This is a genomic window from Psychrobacillus sp. (genome assembly GCF_032154225.1).
GTDB lineage: Bacteria > Bacillota > Bacilli > Bacillales_A > Planococcaceae > Psychrobacillus.
On the sequence record NZ_JALDYF010000001.1, the window covers coordinates 168,705 to 188,153 of the forward strand.

Below are 19,449 nucleotides of genomic sequence, written 5' to 3' on the forward strand. Positions count from 1 at the left end.
CCTTTAGTCTCCTTATTATAGTAAGCAAAATTTTTTATTACAACTGCTATAAAGGAATTCAAGGAACATATATTTCAAGTGACAAACATACGTTCCAATGATAATATAAATAAAAAAGATAGGAGATCACGTATGGAAAAAGTCAATCGTGTCGAACTAAAGCATCTTTCACCTGAAAATATTAATGCATTGAATTCTTTTACACTTTCTGAAGAACAAAAACAATTTTCTGCATTGCCAAACAAATTTGAAGAAGTAACTCCAGGGCAGTATCGAATTGTTATTTTAAATGAGAATGAACCAGTCGGTTTCTTTCTATTGCATTCAACAGAGAGAGTACAAAAATATACTCAAAATCCAAATGCAATCCTATTAACAGCATTATCTATTAATCACGCAGAGCAGGGAAAAGGCTATGCAAAACAAGGGTTGTTACAACTTGAAAAGTTTGTAAAGTCAGAGTTTCCCAAATGTGATGAAATTGTTTTGGTTGTAGATGGCGAAAACATTCCAGCACGAAGTCTGTATATTAAAATTGGTTTTCAAGATACTAATGAACGGATAATTGGTAGGATTGGCGAAGAGGTTATTATGAAATTACCAATCATTTAAACGAAAAAATGTTAGAACGCCTATGTTTACGTTCTAACATTTCCCCATAATAATCGATGAATACGATAGAAGTTTCAGATTATGCTCACTACTTCTTTAGATACTTCCTCTTCGAAAAATTCAACTGTTAATACATTCGTCAAGTTGATAAACTTCTCTCCGTAAGGAGCAAAACCCAATTTCCCGCTAATCAATAAATCTTTATAGCCAGGAATCGTTTCAGGATGTTTTTCTTCTATTGTTATTTTATCGCCATTGATCATCAAAAATTGAACATAACATTTCTTCATCTGATCCCTCCTCTATCGTTTCAATTCTACAAACGAGGAGGAAATCCTGCTAAATTAATGAAATATTATAATGATACTATTGCGATAAAAATATACCACTTCAAAAAACTTTCTAACAATTAATTCTGGTGTCATTTGTACCAATCCATAAGTGCAAAATTAATATCAAATCTACACCCCAAATTGTTCATATTCATCTATGTAAAAAAACAAGATTACCACAATTGTGACAAACTACTGCTTTATGTTTTGCAGATACATTACTAAAAGTCCTTACCTTTTTTAAATAATTTAATTCCGTATTTGACACTTTCCACATTAACTTTAAAATCTGCTATAAATTCATTTCATGCTCCAGCAGGATAATCGTTCGTCGAAGAACCTGTAGCGAAGCTAGGAGGCTAAGACAACGTCCTCTTGTATCGGAATTCATTCTATAAATTTATATGATTTTTTATTCTTTTAAATAAGATCAAAATCTTTTTTTATGATTGAGTACATATATAAATCATCAAATTTACCACAAGTAAATTCATAATGTCTCAGCAGGCCTTCTCTTTTAAAGCCTTGCCTTTCTACAAGTTTTTGCGATGGGAGATTGGCAGGTTCAATTAAAGCCTCAATTCTCTCTAACTGAAAATGATGATAACCATACTTAACAACTGCTTCCAATGCTTCACTAGCAATTCCTTTTCCCCAGTAATCTTTGCTTAGTTCATATCCTATTTCAGCTCGATAATGCTTTGTAAGCATATTAAGAAAACCGCAACTTCCAATCACCTTTTCAGAATCTTTTAGTGTTATTCCCCATCTAATTCCTGTACCTTCATCGTATATAGATTTATACCATTTAACTTCATCCCATACGTCTTCCACTGTCTCGAATGGTACTAGCCCCATAGGTTTCACAACATCTTTATCAGATAGATACTTTAACATATCACTAGCATCCTCTGGTTCTACTCCTCTTAAGATTAGTCTTCTTGTTTCAATTATAGGAAATTCTTTTACCATTGAATTTCTCTCCTCTCTAGTTTTAATAGAATTAAATATTAAAACCCACATTTCTATAAAAAAACGTTAACCCAAAACCCAATTTCGTTCAACAACAAATTTATATACAAACCCTGTCCCCCCTGCTATTTGGCTGAGATATTACCAAAAATTCAGTATCTTGATCAGATTCATTGCGCATTTGATGTTGCACAAGCGGAGGTACTTCTATCCCTTCATTCGGACCTAAAGTAATGAGTTCACCTTCAATTTCCATTGTTGCCATACCAGATAAAACGAAGAAAAATTGGCGAGCTTGATTATGAAAATGCATTATTTCCGTCGTATTCATTGGCATACGTTCATGAATGACACTCAACTCTTTATTTTTTACTAAATGCCACCCATCACAAATATCTCCCCATATATAATGTTCTGCGTTCTTTTTACTTATCTTCAATACAATCACTCTCCATTAACGATTCTAACTACTAAACTGCATGGGCTACCTTCACTGATCACTTATGTTATTGTTTAAATTGTTCATATTCATCAATGTAAAAAGATACATATCCACAATTAGGACAAACTGCTGCTTTAGGTTTTGCAGATACATTACTAAATAGTCCTTTACCCTTTTTTATTATTTTAATTCCGTACCTAGCGCCTTCAACATTAACTCTACAATCTGCTATCATTTCACTTTGGCATTGATTACATTTCATTCTCATTTTTTAACCACCTAGTTTTGGTATTTAAAATCCGTTTGTATAAATACGAGTAAACAACAGTTATGGTTTCACAATGGCCAAAATCTTGTTGAACCTAATGTTCGAAGACAAAAAAAGCCAACAATAGATATGTTGACCTCTCAATAAATTGTATGGGTGCTTGGTGCCTCTCACTTATTCCCATTTCCTCATTATTTGTTCTACAATTCTTTCCACTGAAAGTCCGTTTTCTTCTAATATCTCTACATCTGTCCCACAACCGGAATATGCATCTAAAACACCGATTCTAAGAACTTTTTTTGGCAAGTATTCGGATAGTATTTCCGATACAATACTACCTAAGCCACCACGTATATAGTGTTCCTCCACAGTTACTACAAGTTGCACATGTTTCGCACCTTCTAATAACATTTCTTTGTCAAATGGCTTTATAGTTGGAAAATGCTGATGTGCAATAGAAATGCCATCCATTTTTTCAATTGCCTTCGCAACTTGATAAGTCATACTTCCAGTACTTACAATCAAAATGTCCGTACCCTCCGCAAGCATTTTACCCTTTCCAATTTCAAATTCCGAGTCTAATAAAAAGGCAGGAATCGTCTCATCCCGCGTTAATCTTAAATAGATTGGTCCTTTTGTTTGATGCATCGTATTCATGGCAGCTTCCGTTTCATTGGCATCCCCAGGTGCAATAACGATCATATGAGGAATGGTCGTCATTATAGCTATATCATCTAAAGAATGATGCGTTTTTCCTGTGTTGCTTGTAAGCAATCCACTATAGCTCCCGACTAACTTTACATCGAAATTCGGTTGGGCAACACTAACTACAATTTGATCAAACGCTCTTTTTGTTAGAAAAGTAGCAAAACTACACACCCACGGCTGAAATCCAACGGAGGCCAGGCCTGCTGCAACTCCAACCATATTTTGTTCAGCAATTCCCATTTGTAAAAAAGAGTCTTCGGTTTCTTTTTCTACTGCATCAAGACGAGTCGAGTTTCCAAGATCCCCATCAAGGGCAAGAACCTTTGAATCTTCCAAAGCCAGTTTAGCCAAGTGCTTTCCGAATCGATCTCTGACACTTATCGACATACTTATTTAATTGCCCCTTCCATTTCTATTAAAGCCTGTTGGTACTCCTCATCATTTGGCGCCTTTGAATGCCATAGATAATTGTTTTCCATGAAACTCACACCTTTTCCTTTTACGGTATTCATGACAATTGCTTTTGGAAGTCCATTTAATTGTCCCTTTGCTTCTGTTAACGCGCCTACTATATCTGCCATACAATGTCCGTCTACTTCCCATGTGTCAAATCCAAAACTTTCGAACTTCTTTTTTCCTCTTAGTTCTGGAGACTTTCGATTCGTTTCATTTTTCCAACCATATTGTTGTAGACCATTTTGATCTAATAGAACAATCAGATTATCTAAATTGTATTTTTCAGCTATGTTTGCCGCTTCCCAAATCTGACCTTCTTGCGATTCTCCATCACCGATCAAACAATAGACATGAAAATCTTTTTTTAATCTCTTAGCACCAATTGCTATGCCGACAGCTGCCGATAATCCTTGACCTAACGATCCTGTAGACATATCCAAAGCATCTAATCGAGTCATATCAGGATGCGCTTGTAGGCGAGATCCATATTGATCAAAAGTTTTAAGTTCCTCTTCTGGGATATATCCTTTAAGTGCAAGCGTGGCATAAAGTGCTAATGCTGTATGACCTTTTGATAAAACGAATCGATCCCGATCCTCCCACTTCGGATTGGATGGATCAATAGATAATTGATTAAAAAAGAGAGCTGTTAATATATCCGCACAAGATAAAGAACCGCCTACATGTCCCTGTTTATTATAATGAGCTGTAAATAATATTTTCTTTCTCAGTTCATTCGCAGTTAGCTTTAAATCGGTAATCATTTAATTGTCACCTTTCAGCTTTAAATATGTAACCTAAAAATGGGTAGCCTTCTCCTTAACCAAAAAAGAAGGCTACCAAAATATTTTTAACTAAATAGACTTGCAATAAAACCTATAATAATTCCAATTACGCCAAAGTCTGTATCACCAAATGTTGTATTAGCGAAACCAAGATCACCTAGCACTGGTAATAAAAAGGCAGGTATAAAGCTAATCAATACCCCATTTACGAAACCACCGGCAGCAGCTCCTACTCTACCTCCTGTTGCATTACCAAATACACCAGCTCCTGCTCCTGTAAAGAAATGAGGAACAAGACCAGGAATAATAAGCGGTAGAGATAATAAACCTAAAAATGCCATACTAATAAGTCCACCGGCAAAACTGAATAGGAAACCAATCATCACTGCAGTAGGTGCATATGGGAAAACGATCGGTATATCTAGGGCAGGTTTCGCACCAGGTACAATCTTATCTGCAATTCCTTTGAATGCTGGTACAATTTCATTGAGAATCATACGTACACCAAGTAGGATAATACTTAGACCAGCTGCGAACGTAATACCTTGCATAATACTGAACATAATGTAGTTTTGATCACCAGAAAAATTAGACACTACGCCAGAACCCGCTAACACAGCAACAATTATAAAAATAGCTACCATAGTGAGCGCAGTAGAAATTAATGAATCTTTCAGAAATGCCCATTTCTCTGATATATTAATATCTTCTGTAGACTTTTCTTTATTTCCAAACCACTTACCAATTAACCCGGCAGATATATAACCAATCGTACCGAAGTGCCCAATTGCAATGTCTTCACTTCCTGTAACTTGTTTCATAAATGGTTGCCCTAATGCTGGCATTGCCACCATTAAAAAGCCCAGTAACAGGGAGCCGACAATAACTAAAGAAGCTCCCGACAGTCCAGCTGTTCCTAGTACTGCGGAAAGCAAGGCTGCCATAAAAAATGTGTGATGACCCGTCAAAAAGATGTATTTCCAAGGAGTAAAACGTGCAAATAAAATATTAGCAACGAATCCAAATCCCATAATAAGTGCTGTCTCAGTACCGAACATTTTTTGTGCTATAGCAACGATTGCTTCGTTATTTGGGATCACACCTTGAATATTAAAACCTTTTTCTATAATTCCTCCTAAGGAATCTAAAGAACCTACAATTACCCCCGCACCAGCACCCAGAATAAGAAATCCAATAATACTTTTTAAAGTCCCAGACATCACTTTTGTAGCTGCGGCACGTTGTGCAACAAGACCGATAAGAACAATCAAACCAACTAACACAGCAGGAATACTTAAGATTTCATTCATTAAAAATTCAAAAAATGCCATACTTTCATCCCTCCTTGATGTCTATAATACCGACTCCAACGCTGTTCTGACCTCATTCGTATCAGCAATGTTTTTAACACTCACAACTTTCACCTTTCCACCTTCAAGTTGCTTTGCAAATTCTTCGTTTGTAAATATTAAGTCCGCGTGAGTGCTAGACGCCGTAGTAAAATCTGATGTTTCCACGTCTGCTTTAATGCCTTTTTCCTTTAAAATTTTTTCTATAGTCATTTTCAACATCATACTAGACCCAAAACCCATTCCACATACAGTTAATATTTTCAACGCTCATGCTCCTCTGTTTTCATTAAATAAATGAAGAATCTCTTCTTTTCTTTTTGCATTTTTTAATTGTTCCATCGACTCTTCTTCCGAAATCACCTCCGCAATCTTTTGCAAAATTTTAATATGCGATTCGTTATCTCTAGCGGCTAGACCTATTAATACCTTGATCTCTTTCCCAGGTTCAAAAGCAACTTCCTCTTGTAAGATAATAATACAAATTCCTTCTTTAATAACTCCATCTTCCGGGCGTGCATGAGGCAATGCAACACCAGGTGCTATTAAAATATATGGTCCAAACTTTTTAATACCTTTTATAATCGCGTCAATGTAAGTTATCTCTACTATCCCTGTTTCAACTAGAACTTCCCCACAATACCGGACTGCTTCTTCCCAATCTTTTGCTAGGACATTTAGCCGAATTGCATCTTCCTCTATTATTTTTTGTTTCATTTTATCCCTCGCCTTTGTATATATTTCTTCTATAATTTTTGAACGTCAGTTACCTAGAACACTTCTACCATATCAATATTCGCAAGCACCTTTCTTTATGATGATAACAAAAAAAGAGCAGAAGAAGTGACTTGGTCACACCTTCTGCTCTTTCTCTTTTAGAAAATCCGATGTCTAAAGTGACACATTATGGTCGTAATACCTCATTATCTATTCAGATAAAGGCAATTTAAGCTTTGTAAAATGTGTCTGGTATTCGGGCCAATCTGAATCTAGTGGGGAACCTGAATATCGTGGCTCTTCAATTGGGAATGTCCACCATAAACAAGATCCGATATTTTCATGCAGCTCCTCAATTAGGTTTAGTTCATTTGTATTTTCCAAATTCCCCTAATAGTTTAACAGCATTGTTATAGGCAAAGAAAGCATCATAATCTTTAAACTCTTTTATTTTATGTATATAGTCCTTTCAGCTCATACGCAAATGCTCCAATGGACTTTTCTGTCAATCAGTTCACAATTTCACTCCTTCGCTTTGTGGTCGAACTACACATTTTTATTCATTTCCCCACCAAAATCAGTAAAGTATCTAACTTTATCTATAGAACTGCATATACTATATAGAAGGTCATTTAATGTTAGAAGGTTGTAGAACATGATGAATAATGAAAAATATGATAGTCCACTTTCCGAAAACACGTATAAAAATAGAAATTCAGCTAACTCATCATCTAGCACTACTGCTATCGCAGGCGGTTGGATAGAAGCAATTGGAACTATTGTTGCTGCCATCGGGAATACACCTTCTAAGGTAATTTCGAAATCTATGTTAAAGGATTTACGTTTAATCGGTAATGTATTGCAAGCAAATGGAAGTGCCCTCGTAGCTGATAATGAAGAATTATTACTAGACATAGTAGGTGACCAACTTCAAGCGATAGGTAACATTACAGTTGTGGCAGGTATATTAGATACAAATGAGAAATCAAGTCAACGCTTATTAACTCAAGGTAATCTTCTTCAAATACTAGGTTCAGGTGTCTCTGTGAATACACAGGGGAGTTTATCCTTAATTCAAAACATAGATAATATAGGTAACATTATTCAAGCGATAGGCAACACAATTCAAGTTTTTGCTAACACAAATACTAAAGAAGGAATTAGTATGAATGCATTGGGTGTTTGGATACAAGCAGCTGGAACTGTTATAACGGCTCTGGCAGCAGATTACGATAACTAAAAATAGTTTTAAAAGTCAGACCAACTAAGTAAAATAAATAAAAAATTTCTTTAACACTTTATTACTTACCTTAGCCTATGCCATCTGAGAATATTCTTTGCCACTTACCATTTTCCTTTTTTATTTCACGATTTGGTCGTAATGCGCATCATAGTATAGTTTTCTTCATACGATTACTTGAGGTGAATAAAATGGAATTACTTTCTGAAAAGGATGCATTGAACTGGATACTTTATGTTGTTTACTTCGGATTTCCTATTCTAATAGTAATCAATTTAGGTGTATTAATAACTTTAATCCAATTAAAGAGAAGAAATAAAAGTTAAAATATAACCCTAAAAGAACAGAGTAATTGTTCCTTCTTTTTTTTGAACACTAATTTTAACCCCTCATTAATTGGGTCACAGTTTGTGTCTAGTGTGTCGTATCTGGCATTATCCTTTTCATCACCGCTCGACAACGTTTCACACTTTCGTGATTTCCTGTGTATTTCCATTTATTAATATTACTAGCCCTGTAATGAAAATCTTTGGCATCGCTAATAGTTTCTTTATCATCACGTTTTACCAATTCATATCCTCGTGATTCTAATTCAGAGATTGCTTCATCTAATTCAGCAATTGTCGAACGGTTAATATGAACTAAGTTATTTGCAGATTTTCCGAATGATTTTGTTGTCATTTGAACTCCTCCAATCATTTAAAAGTTCCTGATTTCAAATAATGTTTAGCTTGGTTATAAAAGTGGTGATATATCCATTTTTTTATTGATATAAACAATCTCGAAATACGCATTAAACACTTTACTTGTAACTTAAATTTTCCATACAAATGTATAGTTTTTTATACACCGCACATCCTAGTCAATGTATGAAAAATTTATGAATCATTAGGTAGTGCAATTATGGGAATACTAAGTGGAAACCCAAAAGATGAACCATTACATTATGGAGAAGTGTTTGGCATTTGGACAAATATAGCAACCAACAATGGATTAATAGCTGCATATCAAACATTTATTAATCACACAGGTGACAAGGAATTAGAAAAAATCATTGAAGAATCAATTCAAGTTATGAAAGATGAAAACAAGCACCTAGAAGTAATACTAAAATTAAATGGTGTAGCACTTCCTCCTGCACGGCAGGTTGCAAGATTAGAAGACATCCCTCTTGGTGCAAGATTTAACGATCCTGATATCAGTGCGGCACTCTCAATGGATGTTGCTGCAGGTTTAGTCGCATGTAGTCAACCAATGGGAATGTGCATTAGAGAAGATGTTGCTTTAATGTATGGTCAGTTCCATATGAGCAAAGTTCAAATAGGCGCAAAACTGTTACGCTTAAATAAAAGTAAAGGTTGGCTTGTTCCACCACCACTAAATGTAGACTTTCCAGATAAATAATAATAATTCTACGGGCAATCTATATTTGATTGTCCTTTTTATTTTTTAGGACATATAATGTGTCTACATTGTCTTTTCTATTTATTAAAAACACTTACACTGCCAAATAATATTACTAAAAAGCCTATATTGGTGGAGGATATGAGAGGTATGTTCCAAAACAAAAGAAAGAGACCAATAATGATCTCTTTCTCAATTGCATTCTATTTGGTAATCATTCGTTAATGTATTTAATAACAGCCATTTCTTTACCAAATCTATCTCCATTATCTACAAAGCCCAAATTAGCATATAAATGATGCGCACCCAAATTTCCGGGATTATAACCTACAATAATTTTTTTAACATTTGGTAATTTCTCCATCTCTGAAATCATTAGCTTTGTTGCAGCTTTACCTATACCCTTGCCTTGGAGTTCCTTATCTACCATTATTCTATACACCCAATAACCATCAAGTTCTTCGGGAACGGAATTGTACATTAAAAAGCCAACTACTTTTTCTCCAGAATAAATGGCATATGGTTTTAATGTAAGCTCAAACTTTGATTGAACTATGGATATAGCATTTGGCTCGATGTATTCTTTTTGTTCTTTCGATATCTCTAGTTGGCAACAGTCATACCAGTTTTCTTCATTTAATTCTACTATTTTCACATTCTTTGTACTCATGTTATTCCCCTTTCATAATCCGGGGAAACGCTAAATCGATTAATTAATTTGACGTTAACCCCTTGTAACCATTCAAAATAAAGATCCTCTTATTTATCATAATGAACGCCTCCTCAAAAAAACTCTCGCCTATAAATTCAGACTTTTTAATCTTATCATATTACTCTACTCAATTTTATAAATATTTCCCTTAAACAAGCGCATCTAAAAACCGTTGGACTTCTCTTGGAGATTTTAAAATAATGACTTGTTTGTCTTTTGGTAACTGATCAAACTTTTTTAACATAGCTGGCTTCTTTGTCTTTGGATAATTCCAAACCCACTTAAGAAAGTTAATATCAAACCTTTCATTATTACCTACTGTCATATCAGGTCTTGATTCCCCAAGATATTGAATCATTCGTTTACAAACACGATACATACAAATCATTCTATTAATATCAACAAAAATAATCGTGTCTGCTGCATTTAACCTAATATCTATTGTTCCGTTATAGTTACCATCAATGATCCACTCTTCTTTACTAACTACTTCTGTTTGCACTGTTATTTGTTCCTCTTTCGATGCTAGTATCCAATTTGGTTTCCAAAACAGTGCATCTAGATGATAAACTTCAATATCCAGCTTTCCCCCTAGCTTTCTTGCCAGCGTGGACTTACCTGACCCTCCAGAGCCAATTAAAGCAATTTTTTTCATAAGTAATCCCCTACTTTGCGGTTAGTAAAACTAAGTTGTTTTATCATGTCTCTTGATTATCCTATTTCTTGAAAATTCTTGCTAAGTAGGGCCTCTTAGTGAATAGCCCCTATGCCTTCGCGCTTGCCGCATGAAGTAAATCTCTATCTATATAGGTTAGTAATCATAGAGCTTAACGATAGTTCAAAAATGGAAGGTTTAGTTGGAATTTTAGCGTATTTAGTTGGAAAACTATTCGTTGGTTCGCTTTTCTAAGAAATAGTGCTTCCATTCGAAATATGTAGCATGCTCCAATGGATTGGAGCGAAAGAGGCGGCGACACCATCGGGAATAGCGGATATTTTCTGCGACAAGGAGATTGAAGCCATGCTTGCAATAAGCGTCCAGCTCTGTAGCTCAAATCCCTGCCGAAACCACTAAATTGAATAGAATGGTTAATCAACACGCGTGTTGTTTTATTGTAAAACAAAAATCGACAAAAAAAGATGATTCCACTGTCTTAATAATAAGATACAGTAAAACCATCTATGAAAGTTAGATTATTTTGGTTGCGGGGACGTTCCCTTTAAAACATAAGCAGTTACCCCACTATATAGTAGAATTGTTGATCCTATTAACAGTGCTATCATACAAATCGTCCTCTCAACTGATCTTGAAACTCATTCTCACTTGTATAATATCATATAAATTCGACATTTTCTACAAATACTATTCTTTTTGTCCTATATTCATGATAAAATTAAGTCATCTATACTACAAGGAGAGGATAAGTTGAGCGCTTCAAAGCATATTCAAGCTATTTTAAACGGAACAATCCAATCATTAAAATCAGTTATCCCTCTTACGATGGATATAAAGTCACCTTCTCTGATGGTACAACCATTCGAACAAAAGGAAATGGGTGTGCTAATTGGGATTATTGGAGATATTAGAGGGAGAATAATTATCGACTCTACAGCCGATTGTTTTTCAGCCATCGGGGCTACTATGTTTGGTATGCCACTTGAAGGCGAAATGCTCGAATCATTTACTGGTGAGTTAGGAAACATGGTTGCAGGCAATCTATGTACTTCCGTAGCAGCAGCGAATGGGGTCGAAATTGATATTACTCCTCCAACCGTTATTGTCGGGACTACTAAGCTATTTGGCTTCCAACATGCATTTAAATTACCTGTGGAACTAACAGGAGTTGGTGAACTAACAATTATACTTACAATTGATGAATAACGACTAAAGAGCTCTTTCTATTTAATAGAAGGAGCTTTTTTTTATATTTTTCACATTTAATTCACACTTTGGGCCATTTCCTGTGACATTTATCACATCTTCTACATCTTTTTCTATCTATTATTAGAAGTATTAAAGAAACATCTTTTCAAGAGGGGGTGAACGTAAAATGTCGAAAAAAAACGAAAAAGAGCCTGATTTGAAAGGAACACTTTATTCAGTTGGTTTTTTGGGAACATTCATTTTGGTTACTTGGTTCTTGGCATTTTATTTATTTATTGATCGATTTTAAAATGATGGAGGTTAAAAACTATGCATATGCATAAGTATGAAAAATGGTGGCTAACATTTGGTGTTGGGTCCTTGGTCTTATTTTTAGTTATTGTTGGTTTTAGCGCATTTCATTATGGTTCTCACCCACCAAGTGATAAGGTGTACATCGATCCTGAGCGAGTAGATGAGATTGCACCATTTAATAATCCAGGTGTTCACAAAGTAGAAGGAAAAGATTGGGATTATGAAGCAGTAATTGTAGCATCTGCTTTTTACTATAATCCACCTGAAATTGAAGTGCCAGTCGGCTCTAAAGTTAAATTTATTGTTACTACAAAAGATGTAGTACATGGTTTCCAAGCGGCTGGGACAAATATTAATATGATTGTAGAGCCAGGTTATGTATCTTCTTATGTAACTACTGTCGATAAAGTTGGAGAGTATTTAATCTTATGTAATGAATATTGTGGTATCGGACATTCGTCCATGATGTCTATGCTAAAGGTGGTAGAGTAATATGACAACGATTAAAGAAAGAGCACAAGATTTTGTTCAAGTCGATAAACGAGATGCTAAACTTGCACTTGCGCATATTTATGTAGCATTTATTGCACTGTTATTAGGTGGACTTGCCGGTCTATTACAAACTTTAGTACGCTCTGGACAATTTACACTTCCTTGGGGAATTGGTTATTATCAAGTTTTAACAGTTCACGGTGTATTACTAGGACTTATTTTAACAACGTATTTCATCTTCGGTTTCCAAATAGCAGCTGTAAGTAGAACTTCAGGTACATTAACAAATAAACAACGTACATTAGGCTGGATCGGTTTTTGGACAATGACTATTGGTACAACAGCTGCTGCTATAATGGTCTTACTAAACGAAGCATCTGTACTTTATACATTTTATGCTCCATTACAAGCCCACTGGATCTTTTACGTAGGTTTGGCATTAGTAGTTGTTGGATCTTGGATAGGTGGAGCTGGACAAATCGGGAAATATATCGAATGGCGTAAAGCTAACCCAGGTCAACCAAGTCCATTATTAACGTTCATGGTTGTTGTAAACTTAGCAATGTGGATCGTTTGTTCACTTGGAGTAGCAGTTGAAGTTGTATTCCAATTAATCCCTTGGTCATTAGGATGGGTAGATACTGTTAATGTATTATTATCTCGTACATTGTTCTGGTATTTCGGACATCCACTTGTGTATTTCTGGTTATTACCAGCTTACATGGTTTGGTATGTAGTAATTCCAAAAGTTATCGGAGGAAAAATATTCTCTGACTCTCTTGCTAGATTATCATTTATGTTATTCCTACTCTTCTCTATTCCAGTAGGATTCCATCACCAATTAACAGAGCCAGGAATTAGTTCTTTCTGGAAGTTCTTGCAAGTGGTATTAACATTAATGGTTGTTATCCCTTCCCTACTAACTGCTTTCTCTTTATTTGCATCGTTTGAAATTAGAGGTCGAGCACTAGGTGGAAAAGGTCTTTTCGGATGGGTTAAACAACTACCTTGGAAAGATGCACGTTTCTTAGTACCATTTATCGGAATGGTTGCGTTTATTCCTGGTGGTGCTGGTGGTATCATTAACGCTTCTCACCAAATGAATCAGTTAATCCATAATACGATTTGGGTTACAGGACACTTCCATCTAACAGTAGCAACAACAGTTGTTTTAACATTCTTTGGAGCCGCTTATTGGTTAATACCGCATTTAACTGGTCGTGTGTTAACAAAACAAATGAATAGACTTGCTATTATTCAAGCAATTGTTTGGACTGTTGGTATGGCTATCATGTCAGGTTCTATGCATATTATCGGACTATTCGGCGCACCACGTCGATCGGATTTCTCTACTTATGGTGGTTCTGAGCAAGCAGCATCTTGGATTCCATATCAAATTGCACAAGCAGTTGGAGGAACTATTTTATTCATCGGGATCATTTTAGTCCTTTATATCGTTGCAAACTTAATATGGTTTGCTCCAAAAGGACAAACGGAGTTCCCTGTAGGTGAAGTTTCTGAGAATGCTGAAAAAACTCCAATGGCACTTGAGAATTGGAAAATTTGGCTAACAATTTGTATCGCTTTAATCCTTTTTGCATACTCTGTTCCAGTAATCGAAATAATTAGAGATGCACCTCCTGGATCTAAAGGGTATAAACTTTGGTAACTAATAAATGAAAAGCGTGTTGTAAGTGACTTAGTCACCTACAACACGCTTTTTGCTTGATTATCAATTGGTATTCACAAAATATATGAGTCAATCGCTTCGGTTAATAGTGATTTTTTTATTTTATAATGAGTAGCTTGCCATATTCCTTTTCCATCTTTTAGGATCAACAGCTGAGGTGATTCATGCCTTACACCGAGATCTTTTTCAATCGCATTTGAAACTTGCCTCTCCATCTGCACGATGACTATATATTTTGGAAGCTCAGTTTCAAGTGCGCGTATTTCCTTCATTGCTAATAAACTACTTGCGCATGTCAAGCTAAATTTTAATAGAAGAACAGGTTGATCCTTAGACGTTTCTAATAAATTGCGCCAAGCTTCTATCGACGTAATTCGTTTCATAACTTGTTTAACCTCCAACATTTCAAGTACTTACTGTCTATGGGAAATTCTTTAGACGCGATGCTCATCCAAACGCCATTGTCGTATTTCTTTTTTGATTTCGTCGGGCTTCATGCCAGTTGCTACAGCTTTTGAAACAAGCTCTGGAAACTCCTTATCTGATGCAAAACGCAAGGCAATCAGTTGTGCCATTGTAAGCCTTGAATCAATAATTGATCCAGTCAACATAAAGTAACGCAATTGTTCCTCCACTCGAATCGTACGATCTTGAACTTTTAATGCATTTACTCTTGCAAGCAAACCAGTAATGATACCCATAATTACAAGAGCCATTATCAAAAATGTAGTGAAGAAAAATTGCCCTTTTACAATACTCGTAGTTGTATAGATGATAGCAACTATTAATGTAATTGCGCTTAATGGCAATAATACAAAATGCTGTAATGGGTGGAGACGAGTATGATTTTCGTAGGACTGTTTCTCTTTCAATTTTATTCCCCCTATTTTAAATGAATATACAAATTCATTATATACCACGGTGGGTATTAAATGCGCATTTTTTGCTTTTAAAAAAGGATTAAGCGCATTTGCCTAATCCTTTTTCTCACTATTAAAGTTGATAAATTTCCGTATACTTCTCTTCTAAAAAATCAGCAAGATAATTCCCGTTTAGGCCTTCCCCTGTTGCAGCCGTCAAAATTTCTAAAGGCTTTTTAAGAGCGCCATATTGATGAACATTTTGCGTTAACCAGCTCTTTATCGGAGACAAATCTCCCTGCTCAAACAAATCATCAAAATGTGGAATATCTTTTAACATCGCTTCTTTCAATTGAGAAGCATACATATAACCTAATGCATACGATGGGAAATACCCAAAACTTCCCCCTGCCCAATGAATATCTTGCAAAATTCCTTCCACATCGTTCCCTGGAGTTACACCTAAATACTCCTCATATTTGGCATTCCAAACAGCTGGCAAGTCCTCTACTTGTAAATCACCATTAAACAACCCTTTTTCAATCTCATAACGAATCATAATATGAAGTGCATATTGTATCGCTTTAGTCCTATTCGCATTCTCTGTTCCAGTAATAGAAATAATTAGAGATGCACCTCCTGGATCCAAAGGATATAAACTTTGGTAACTAAGAGACTATTCTTTCTAAAAGATCATTAATAAAAATTAACAAAATAAATTAGCATACAAAAACGCTTGGTGTATAACTAAGCGTTTTTGTATGCAGTTTTTTATTGAAATTTTAGTTTAAGGATTTCCCTACTTTTCATTACATTATAGTAATCCCCTATCCTATGGTGGATAGAGGATTACATAAAGAATCTTAGATTATCAATTTGGCATACGAAAGGTTCCATCAACATTTTGGTAATTTACGCATTTAAGCACTTTCGTTACTTTCTAGTGTGGTAAATTATATTTCTCTTAGCAAGGTATATTACATAGTACTATTTGTGGAGGTTTGGCTTAGTTACCGTTATCCTAGAGAAGAAATTCGTACTTGTCGTACTTGTAATACTTTTAGTGTAATGTCAACTACCACTTTTTCGCGCAAAGTACTAAATGTTCCATTCACATCTACTGGACATGGAGAAAAATCAAGTTCAAAGAATTCTGCACTAACTAGCTCGCAATACGGTTGCTCATTATAATAAACATTATTTTCAAAGAAGTATTTATCTAAGCGTGGAATATCACTGTTTTTCGGATTAATAAATCGAGATTTGCTCTCTGTAGATTCACCTAAAGCCGGGAAAAGAAGGAAATCACCCGCTTGAAGATCAGCAAATCCAGAAAATGGAACAGTAGCGATTCTATCTCGAATAGTACCACTACAATCAGCTGTAGCGTATTCAATATCTTTTCGAATAAATCCTTCTATAAATAATTTTGCTCTTGTTACTGTACGGACACCTGGGCATATTTCTTCACCAAATCGTACAGGAACCAATTTACATTGCGTTAGAAATACATCTTTATGCACTCTTTTAATTTCGCTTGCTGCTGGATTAAGCGGTATATTAGCCTCTACAACAACCTGAATTGTTGTCTCCGCTAATACAGCAGGAACTTTAATAATCGGTGAACTCGCAGGAACTACGCAAGGTACTGCTGGTTCATCATTTAATGGTGTTAGTGTCACTGCGTTTACTGGACATGGAGCAACAATAGGGCACTCCCCAAAATCATTAGAATTCGTTTCATTTATTTGACTCATCAAAATCACCTCCTTTCGTTATGTCAGTCTTTTATAACGTTACTTTTTGTAAGTTTTCTACTTTGGCCGAACAAGGAAGACAGTACTTGAAGTCACTAAAGGTAGTATCGTAGATATTCGGATTAAATTCAAAAAAACTAAATAATTTTATTCTGGAAATGCTGTTATCTACTTTGTGCTCTATTGACCACTTTTTTATCAAGCATTCGACTTAAAATAATAATTTACATTCTTAATATACGTTGAATAAATTAATAGATATAAGCTTTTATAATAGGTAGAGCAATAATAGTTTTATTTTTGCTAGTAATGTTGTTTTTAATGAGTAAAGATTCCAAGTATTTTATTATTTGAACACAAAAAATCCACCTCTCAGATTAACCGAGTGGGTGGATTATCATAATTTCAGGCTGCCTTTGGGAAATTTCAAGAGTTACCTAGAGAAGAAATTCTCACTTGGCGCACTTGTAATACTTTTAGCGTAAGGTCAACTACAATTTTTTCACGTAAGCTGTCAAACGTTTCGCCTGCTTCTACAGGACATGGAGAAAAATCAAGTTCAAAGAAACTCGCACTAATTAATTCACAGTATGGTTGCTCATTATAATAAACACTATTTTCAAAGAAGTATTTGTCTTGACGTGGAGTATTACCGTTTTTTGGATCAATAAATCTAGATTTTCCGTTTTCAGAAGACTCACCAAAAATCGGAAAAAGGATAAAATCCCCACCATGTTCTACGTTACCTTTAAGGTCTGCAAAGCCTGAAAATGGAATAGTAGCAATTCGATTATGGACTACCCCATTACACTCCGCTGTAGTATACTCAATATCTTTACGGATATATCCTTCTATAAACAATTTTGCTCTTGTTACTGTACGAACACCTGTGCATGCTTCCTTATCGCTAAATGCTGTAGGTACTAGTTTACACTGTTTTAGAAATACGTCTTTAAGTACTCTTTTAATTTCGACTGCTGGTGGATCAAGAGAAATATTTGCTTCTACTACGATTTGAATTTTGGATTCTGCTAATACAGCTGGCACTTTTATAATAGGCTTAGAATTTCCTGGTATTACACAAGGTTTTGCTACTTCATCATTTAAAGGGTTTAGTGAATTTGCGTCTACTGGACATGGAACGACACTTGGACACCCCTCATTATTTGTATCATCTTTTTGACGCACCACCATTTCCTCCATTCACTCTTTTCATTTTTTTAAAAATTACTTTCAAAGTTCTAGCAAGTAAACCTTTCTATTAATTCATGTCCATAGTAACTTTTTGTATCTGTAGTAATTGAACCATTATATCTAAAACAATATTTTGACTTAGTCGATAATAAAAAACTTCTAATTCTTCGGAAATGGATTTTTCATCAAAATTATTACCGACAATATATTCAATATTTTGATAGATATATCCCTCAATAAATAGTTTTCCTCTTAACGCTTTTTGTAACCCTTCAACCGTCGAGTGAGAGAAACCGACAGGTACAAACTTAGAATTTGTCAAGATCACTTCTTTAGAAATTTCTTTTACCCTAAAGACTTTTTCTTCAAAAAGAACTTCTTCCTCTAGACAAATTTCAATGTTATATTCGCCTACTACAACTGGAACTCTGACACTTACTACTTCATGAGAAGTATATAAATTACTATCTATTTCTTTTGTTTTTATAGAAAGGGAATCATGCATCGGAACTACTGCTGATTGATAATAATCCTTTTTCCCTTTCATACTCGCATGATCAAGTTCAGTTGAAAATATGATATCACGTGATTTAAAGCCAATTAAATAACAATATGGTTGTTCATGATAATAAGTAACAGTATCAAATAGTTTTGTATCTAATTGGGGATTTTGATTGTTAGATGCGTTAATAAAATTAAATGTAGTATGGTACGAACTGTCTAATACCGGTGGGTAAAGAAAATTATCAATTTCAGCAAAAGTTGCGATTGGAATTTTAATTGTCTTTGTTCGTACACTTGTAGGTTGATTCGTTTTAAATTTTTTTTTAGTTCCTTTATCTAAATCCTCTTTAATAGCATCACTTATTGACACATCTTCTTGGGTATTCAGCTCAGATTGTGATGCTCTCTCTTGTTCTACTGCACCATCCATTTGCTGACCAAGCTCAGTATTATTCACATCACTTAATACTGCAGTATGAAGGGCATTATAAATTTTCGTAAAAGTGATGAATGAAATTTTTATTGTTTTTAAGTGTACTCTTGTATCCTTATTTAACCGATTTGTGAGATTTATTTTTCTTACTGTATTTATTTGATGCATGGAGTAGTTAGCACCCCCTCCCTAAACACACTAATTATTCCTGTATTTCTTTGTATAACTGATTTTTAGCAATCCAGATGTCCAGGTTTTGCTTTACTTATATTATTCAATTTTACTTAATTCGTTCACCTATTATTAAATCCACTGCCGCGCTGATAAATCACCAATAAAAAAA

The 19,449-nt window shown here is 34.9% G+C and carries 24 protein-coding genes and 1 pseudogene; 7 read left to right on the top strand and 18 right to left on the bottom strand.

What is annotated here, in order from left to right:
* Positions 1-132: 132 nt before the first annotated feature.
* Positions 133-612, top strand: a complete 480-nt coding sequence (locus tag RUH95_RS00835; RefSeq protein WP_313890920.1) for a GNAT family N-acetyltransferase — start codon at positions 133-135, stop codon at positions 610-612.
* Positions 613-686: 74 nt separating this feature from the next.
* On the opposite strand, the gene RUH95_RS00840 is transcribed toward RUH95_RS00835, so the two are convergent.
* From RUH95_RS00840 to RUH95_RS00880, 9 genes are all read right to left on the bottom strand, one after another.
* On the bottom strand, positions 687-902 hold the full coding sequence (locus RUH95_RS00840; RefSeq protein WP_313890921.1) for a hypothetical protein: 216 nt from the start codon (positions 900-902) through the stop codon (positions 687-689).
* A 462-nt stretch (positions 903-1,364) separates the two neighbouring features.
* Positions 1,365-1,916, bottom strand: coding sequence for a GNAT family N-acetyltransferase (locus RUH95_RS00845; RefSeq protein ID WP_313890922.1), 552 nt, complete (start codon positions 1,914-1,916; stop codon positions 1,365-1,367).
* 100 nt (positions 1,917-2,016) lie between these two features.
* On the bottom strand, positions 2,017-2,355 hold the full coding sequence (locus RUH95_RS00850) for a cupin domain-containing protein (protein WP_313890923.1): 339 nt from the start codon (positions 2,353-2,355) through the stop codon (positions 2,017-2,019).
* A 67-nt stretch (positions 2,356-2,422) separates the two neighbouring features.
* On the bottom strand, positions 2,423-2,626 hold the full coding sequence (locus RUH95_RS00855; protein WP_313890924.1) for a nucleic acid-binding protein: 204 nt from the start codon (positions 2,624-2,626) through the stop codon (positions 2,423-2,425).
* Between the two features lie 174 nt (positions 2,627-2,800).
* Entirely contained in the window at positions 2,801-3,721 is a 921-nt protein-coding gene (locus tag RUH95_RS00860) for a transketolase family protein (protein WP_313890925.1), read from the bottom strand.
* A 2-nt stretch (positions 3,722-3,723) separates the two neighbouring features.
* Positions 3,724-4,554 carry a transketolase gene (locus RUH95_RS00865; protein WP_313890926.1) on the bottom strand — a complete coding sequence of 277 codons (831 nt, stop codon included), beginning with the start codon at positions 4,552-4,554 and terminating at the stop codon, positions 3,724-3,726.
* A gap of 86 nt (positions 4,555-4,640) precedes the next feature.
* Complete coding sequence (locus tag RUH95_RS00870; RefSeq protein WP_313890927.1) at positions 4,641-5,906, bottom strand: PTS ascorbate transporter subunit IIC; 1,266 nt, start codon at positions 5,904-5,906, stop codon at positions 4,641-4,643.
* A gap of 21 nt (positions 5,907-5,927) precedes the next feature.
* Positions 5,928-6,191 (bottom strand): PTS sugar transporter subunit IIB, encoded by a 264-nt coding sequence (locus tag RUH95_RS00875; protein ID WP_313890928.1) that lies wholly within the window; start codon positions 6,189-6,191, stop codon positions 5,928-5,930.
* A 3-nt stretch (positions 6,192-6,194) separates the two neighbouring features.
* Entirely contained in the window at positions 6,195-6,641 is a 447-nt protein-coding gene (locus RUH95_RS00880) for a PTS mannitol transporter subunit IIA (protein ID WP_313890929.1), read from the bottom strand.
* A gap of 655 nt (positions 6,642-7,296) precedes the next feature.
* Between RUH95_RS00880 and RUH95_RS00885 the strand changes: the two genes are divergently transcribed.
* The gene (locus RUH95_RS00885) at positions 7,297-7,881 is read left to right on the top strand and encodes a DUF6944 family repetitive protein (RefSeq protein ID WP_313890930.1); all 585 of its coding nucleotides are present in this window, start codon (positions 7,297-7,299) and stop codon (positions 7,879-7,881) included.
* Positions 7,882-8,295: 414 nt separating this feature from the next.
* Here the strand turns inward: RUH95_RS00885 and RUH95_RS00890 are convergent, their stop codons facing one another.
* Positions 8,296-8,562, bottom strand: a complete 267-nt coding sequence (locus RUH95_RS00890) for a hypothetical protein (protein ID WP_313890931.1) — start codon at positions 8,560-8,562, stop codon at positions 8,296-8,298.
* Between the two features lie 222 nt (positions 8,563-8,784).
* Between RUH95_RS00890 and RUH95_RS00895 the strand changes: the two genes are divergently transcribed.
* Positions 8,785-9,285, top strand: coding sequence for a DUF3231 family protein (locus tag RUH95_RS00895; RefSeq protein ID WP_313890932.1), 501 nt, complete (start codon positions 8,785-8,787; stop codon positions 9,283-9,285).
* Positions 9,286-9,499: 214 nt separating this feature from the next.
* Here the strand turns inward: RUH95_RS00895 and RUH95_RS00900 are convergent, their stop codons facing one another.
* Both RUH95_RS00900 and RUH95_RS00905 read right to left on the bottom strand, forming a co-directional pair.
* Complete coding sequence (locus RUH95_RS00900) at positions 9,500-9,955, bottom strand: GNAT family N-acetyltransferase (protein WP_313890933.1); 456 nt, start codon at positions 9,953-9,955, stop codon at positions 9,500-9,502.
* 190 nt (positions 9,956-10,145) lie between these two features.
* On the bottom strand, positions 10,146-10,652 hold the full coding sequence (locus RUH95_RS00905) for a DNA topology modulation protein (protein WP_313890934.1): 507 nt from the start codon (positions 10,650-10,652) through the stop codon (positions 10,146-10,148).
* A 771-nt stretch (positions 10,653-11,423) separates the two neighbouring features.
* Between RUH95_RS00905 and RUH95_RS00910 the strand changes: the two genes are divergently transcribed.
* The 4 genes from RUH95_RS00910 to RUH95_RS00925 all read left to right on the top strand — a co-directional run bounded on the left by RUH95_RS00910 (position 11,424) and on the right by RUH95_RS00925 (position 14,337).
* Positions 11,424-11,879 carry a chemotaxis protein CheX gene (locus tag RUH95_RS00910; protein ID WP_313890935.1) on the top strand — a complete coding sequence of 152 codons (456 nt, stop codon included), beginning with the start codon at positions 11,424-11,426 and terminating at the stop codon, positions 11,877-11,879.
* 169 nt (positions 11,880-12,048) lie between these two features.
* Positions 12,049-12,171, top strand: a complete 123-nt coding sequence (locus tag RUH95_RS00915) for a cytochrome c oxidase subunit 2A (RefSeq protein WP_313890936.1) — start codon at positions 12,049-12,051, stop codon at positions 12,169-12,171.
* A gap of 20 nt (positions 12,172-12,191) precedes the next feature.
* The gene (locus RUH95_RS00920) at positions 12,192-12,668 is read left to right on the top strand and encodes a cupredoxin domain-containing protein (protein ID WP_313890937.1); all 477 of its coding nucleotides are present in this window, start codon (positions 12,192-12,194) and stop codon (positions 12,666-12,668) included.
* Position 12,669: 1 nt separating this feature from the next.
* The gene (locus RUH95_RS00925; RefSeq protein ID WP_313890938.1) at positions 12,670-14,337 is read left to right on the top strand and encodes a b(o/a)3-type cytochrome-c oxidase subunit 1; all 1,668 of its coding nucleotides are present in this window, start codon (positions 12,670-12,672) and stop codon (positions 14,335-14,337) included.
* A gap of 74 nt (positions 14,338-14,411) precedes the next feature.
* Here RUH95_RS00925 and ytxJ read toward each other — a convergent pair whose 3' ends face one another.
* From ytxJ to RUH95_RS00955, 6 genes and pseudogenes are all read right to left on the bottom strand, one after another.
* Entirely contained in the window at positions 14,412-14,741 is a 330-nt protein-coding gene (gene ytxJ, locus RUH95_RS00930; protein ID WP_313890939.1) for a bacillithiol system redox-active protein YtxJ, read from the bottom strand.
* 51 nt (positions 14,742-14,792) lie between these two features.
* The gene (locus RUH95_RS00935; RefSeq protein WP_313890940.1) at positions 14,793-15,230 is read right to left on the bottom strand and encodes a DUF6526 family protein; all 438 of its coding nucleotides are present in this window, start codon (positions 15,228-15,230) and stop codon (positions 14,793-14,795) included.
* A gap of 121 nt (positions 15,231-15,351) precedes the next feature.
* Positions 15,352-15,798: pseudogene (locus RUH95_RS00940) on the bottom strand (carboxypeptidase M32); the annotation flags it as partial.
* Positions 15,799-16,234: 436 nt separating this feature from the next.
* Positions 16,235-16,975 (bottom strand): CsxC family protein, encoded by a 741-nt coding sequence (locus RUH95_RS00945; protein ID WP_313890941.1) that lies wholly within the window; start codon positions 16,973-16,975, stop codon positions 16,235-16,237.
* A gap of 426 nt (positions 16,976-17,401) precedes the next feature.
* Positions 17,402-18,163 (bottom strand): CsxC family protein, encoded by a 762-nt coding sequence (locus RUH95_RS00950; protein WP_313890942.1) that lies wholly within the window; start codon positions 18,161-18,163, stop codon positions 17,402-17,404.
* Positions 18,164-18,236: 73 nt separating this feature from the next.
* On the bottom strand, positions 18,237-19,274 hold the full coding sequence (locus RUH95_RS00955) for a BC_2427 family protein (RefSeq protein WP_313890943.1): 1,038 nt from the start codon (positions 19,272-19,274) through the stop codon (positions 18,237-18,239).
* Between the last annotated feature and the right edge of the window lie 175 nt (positions 19,275-19,449).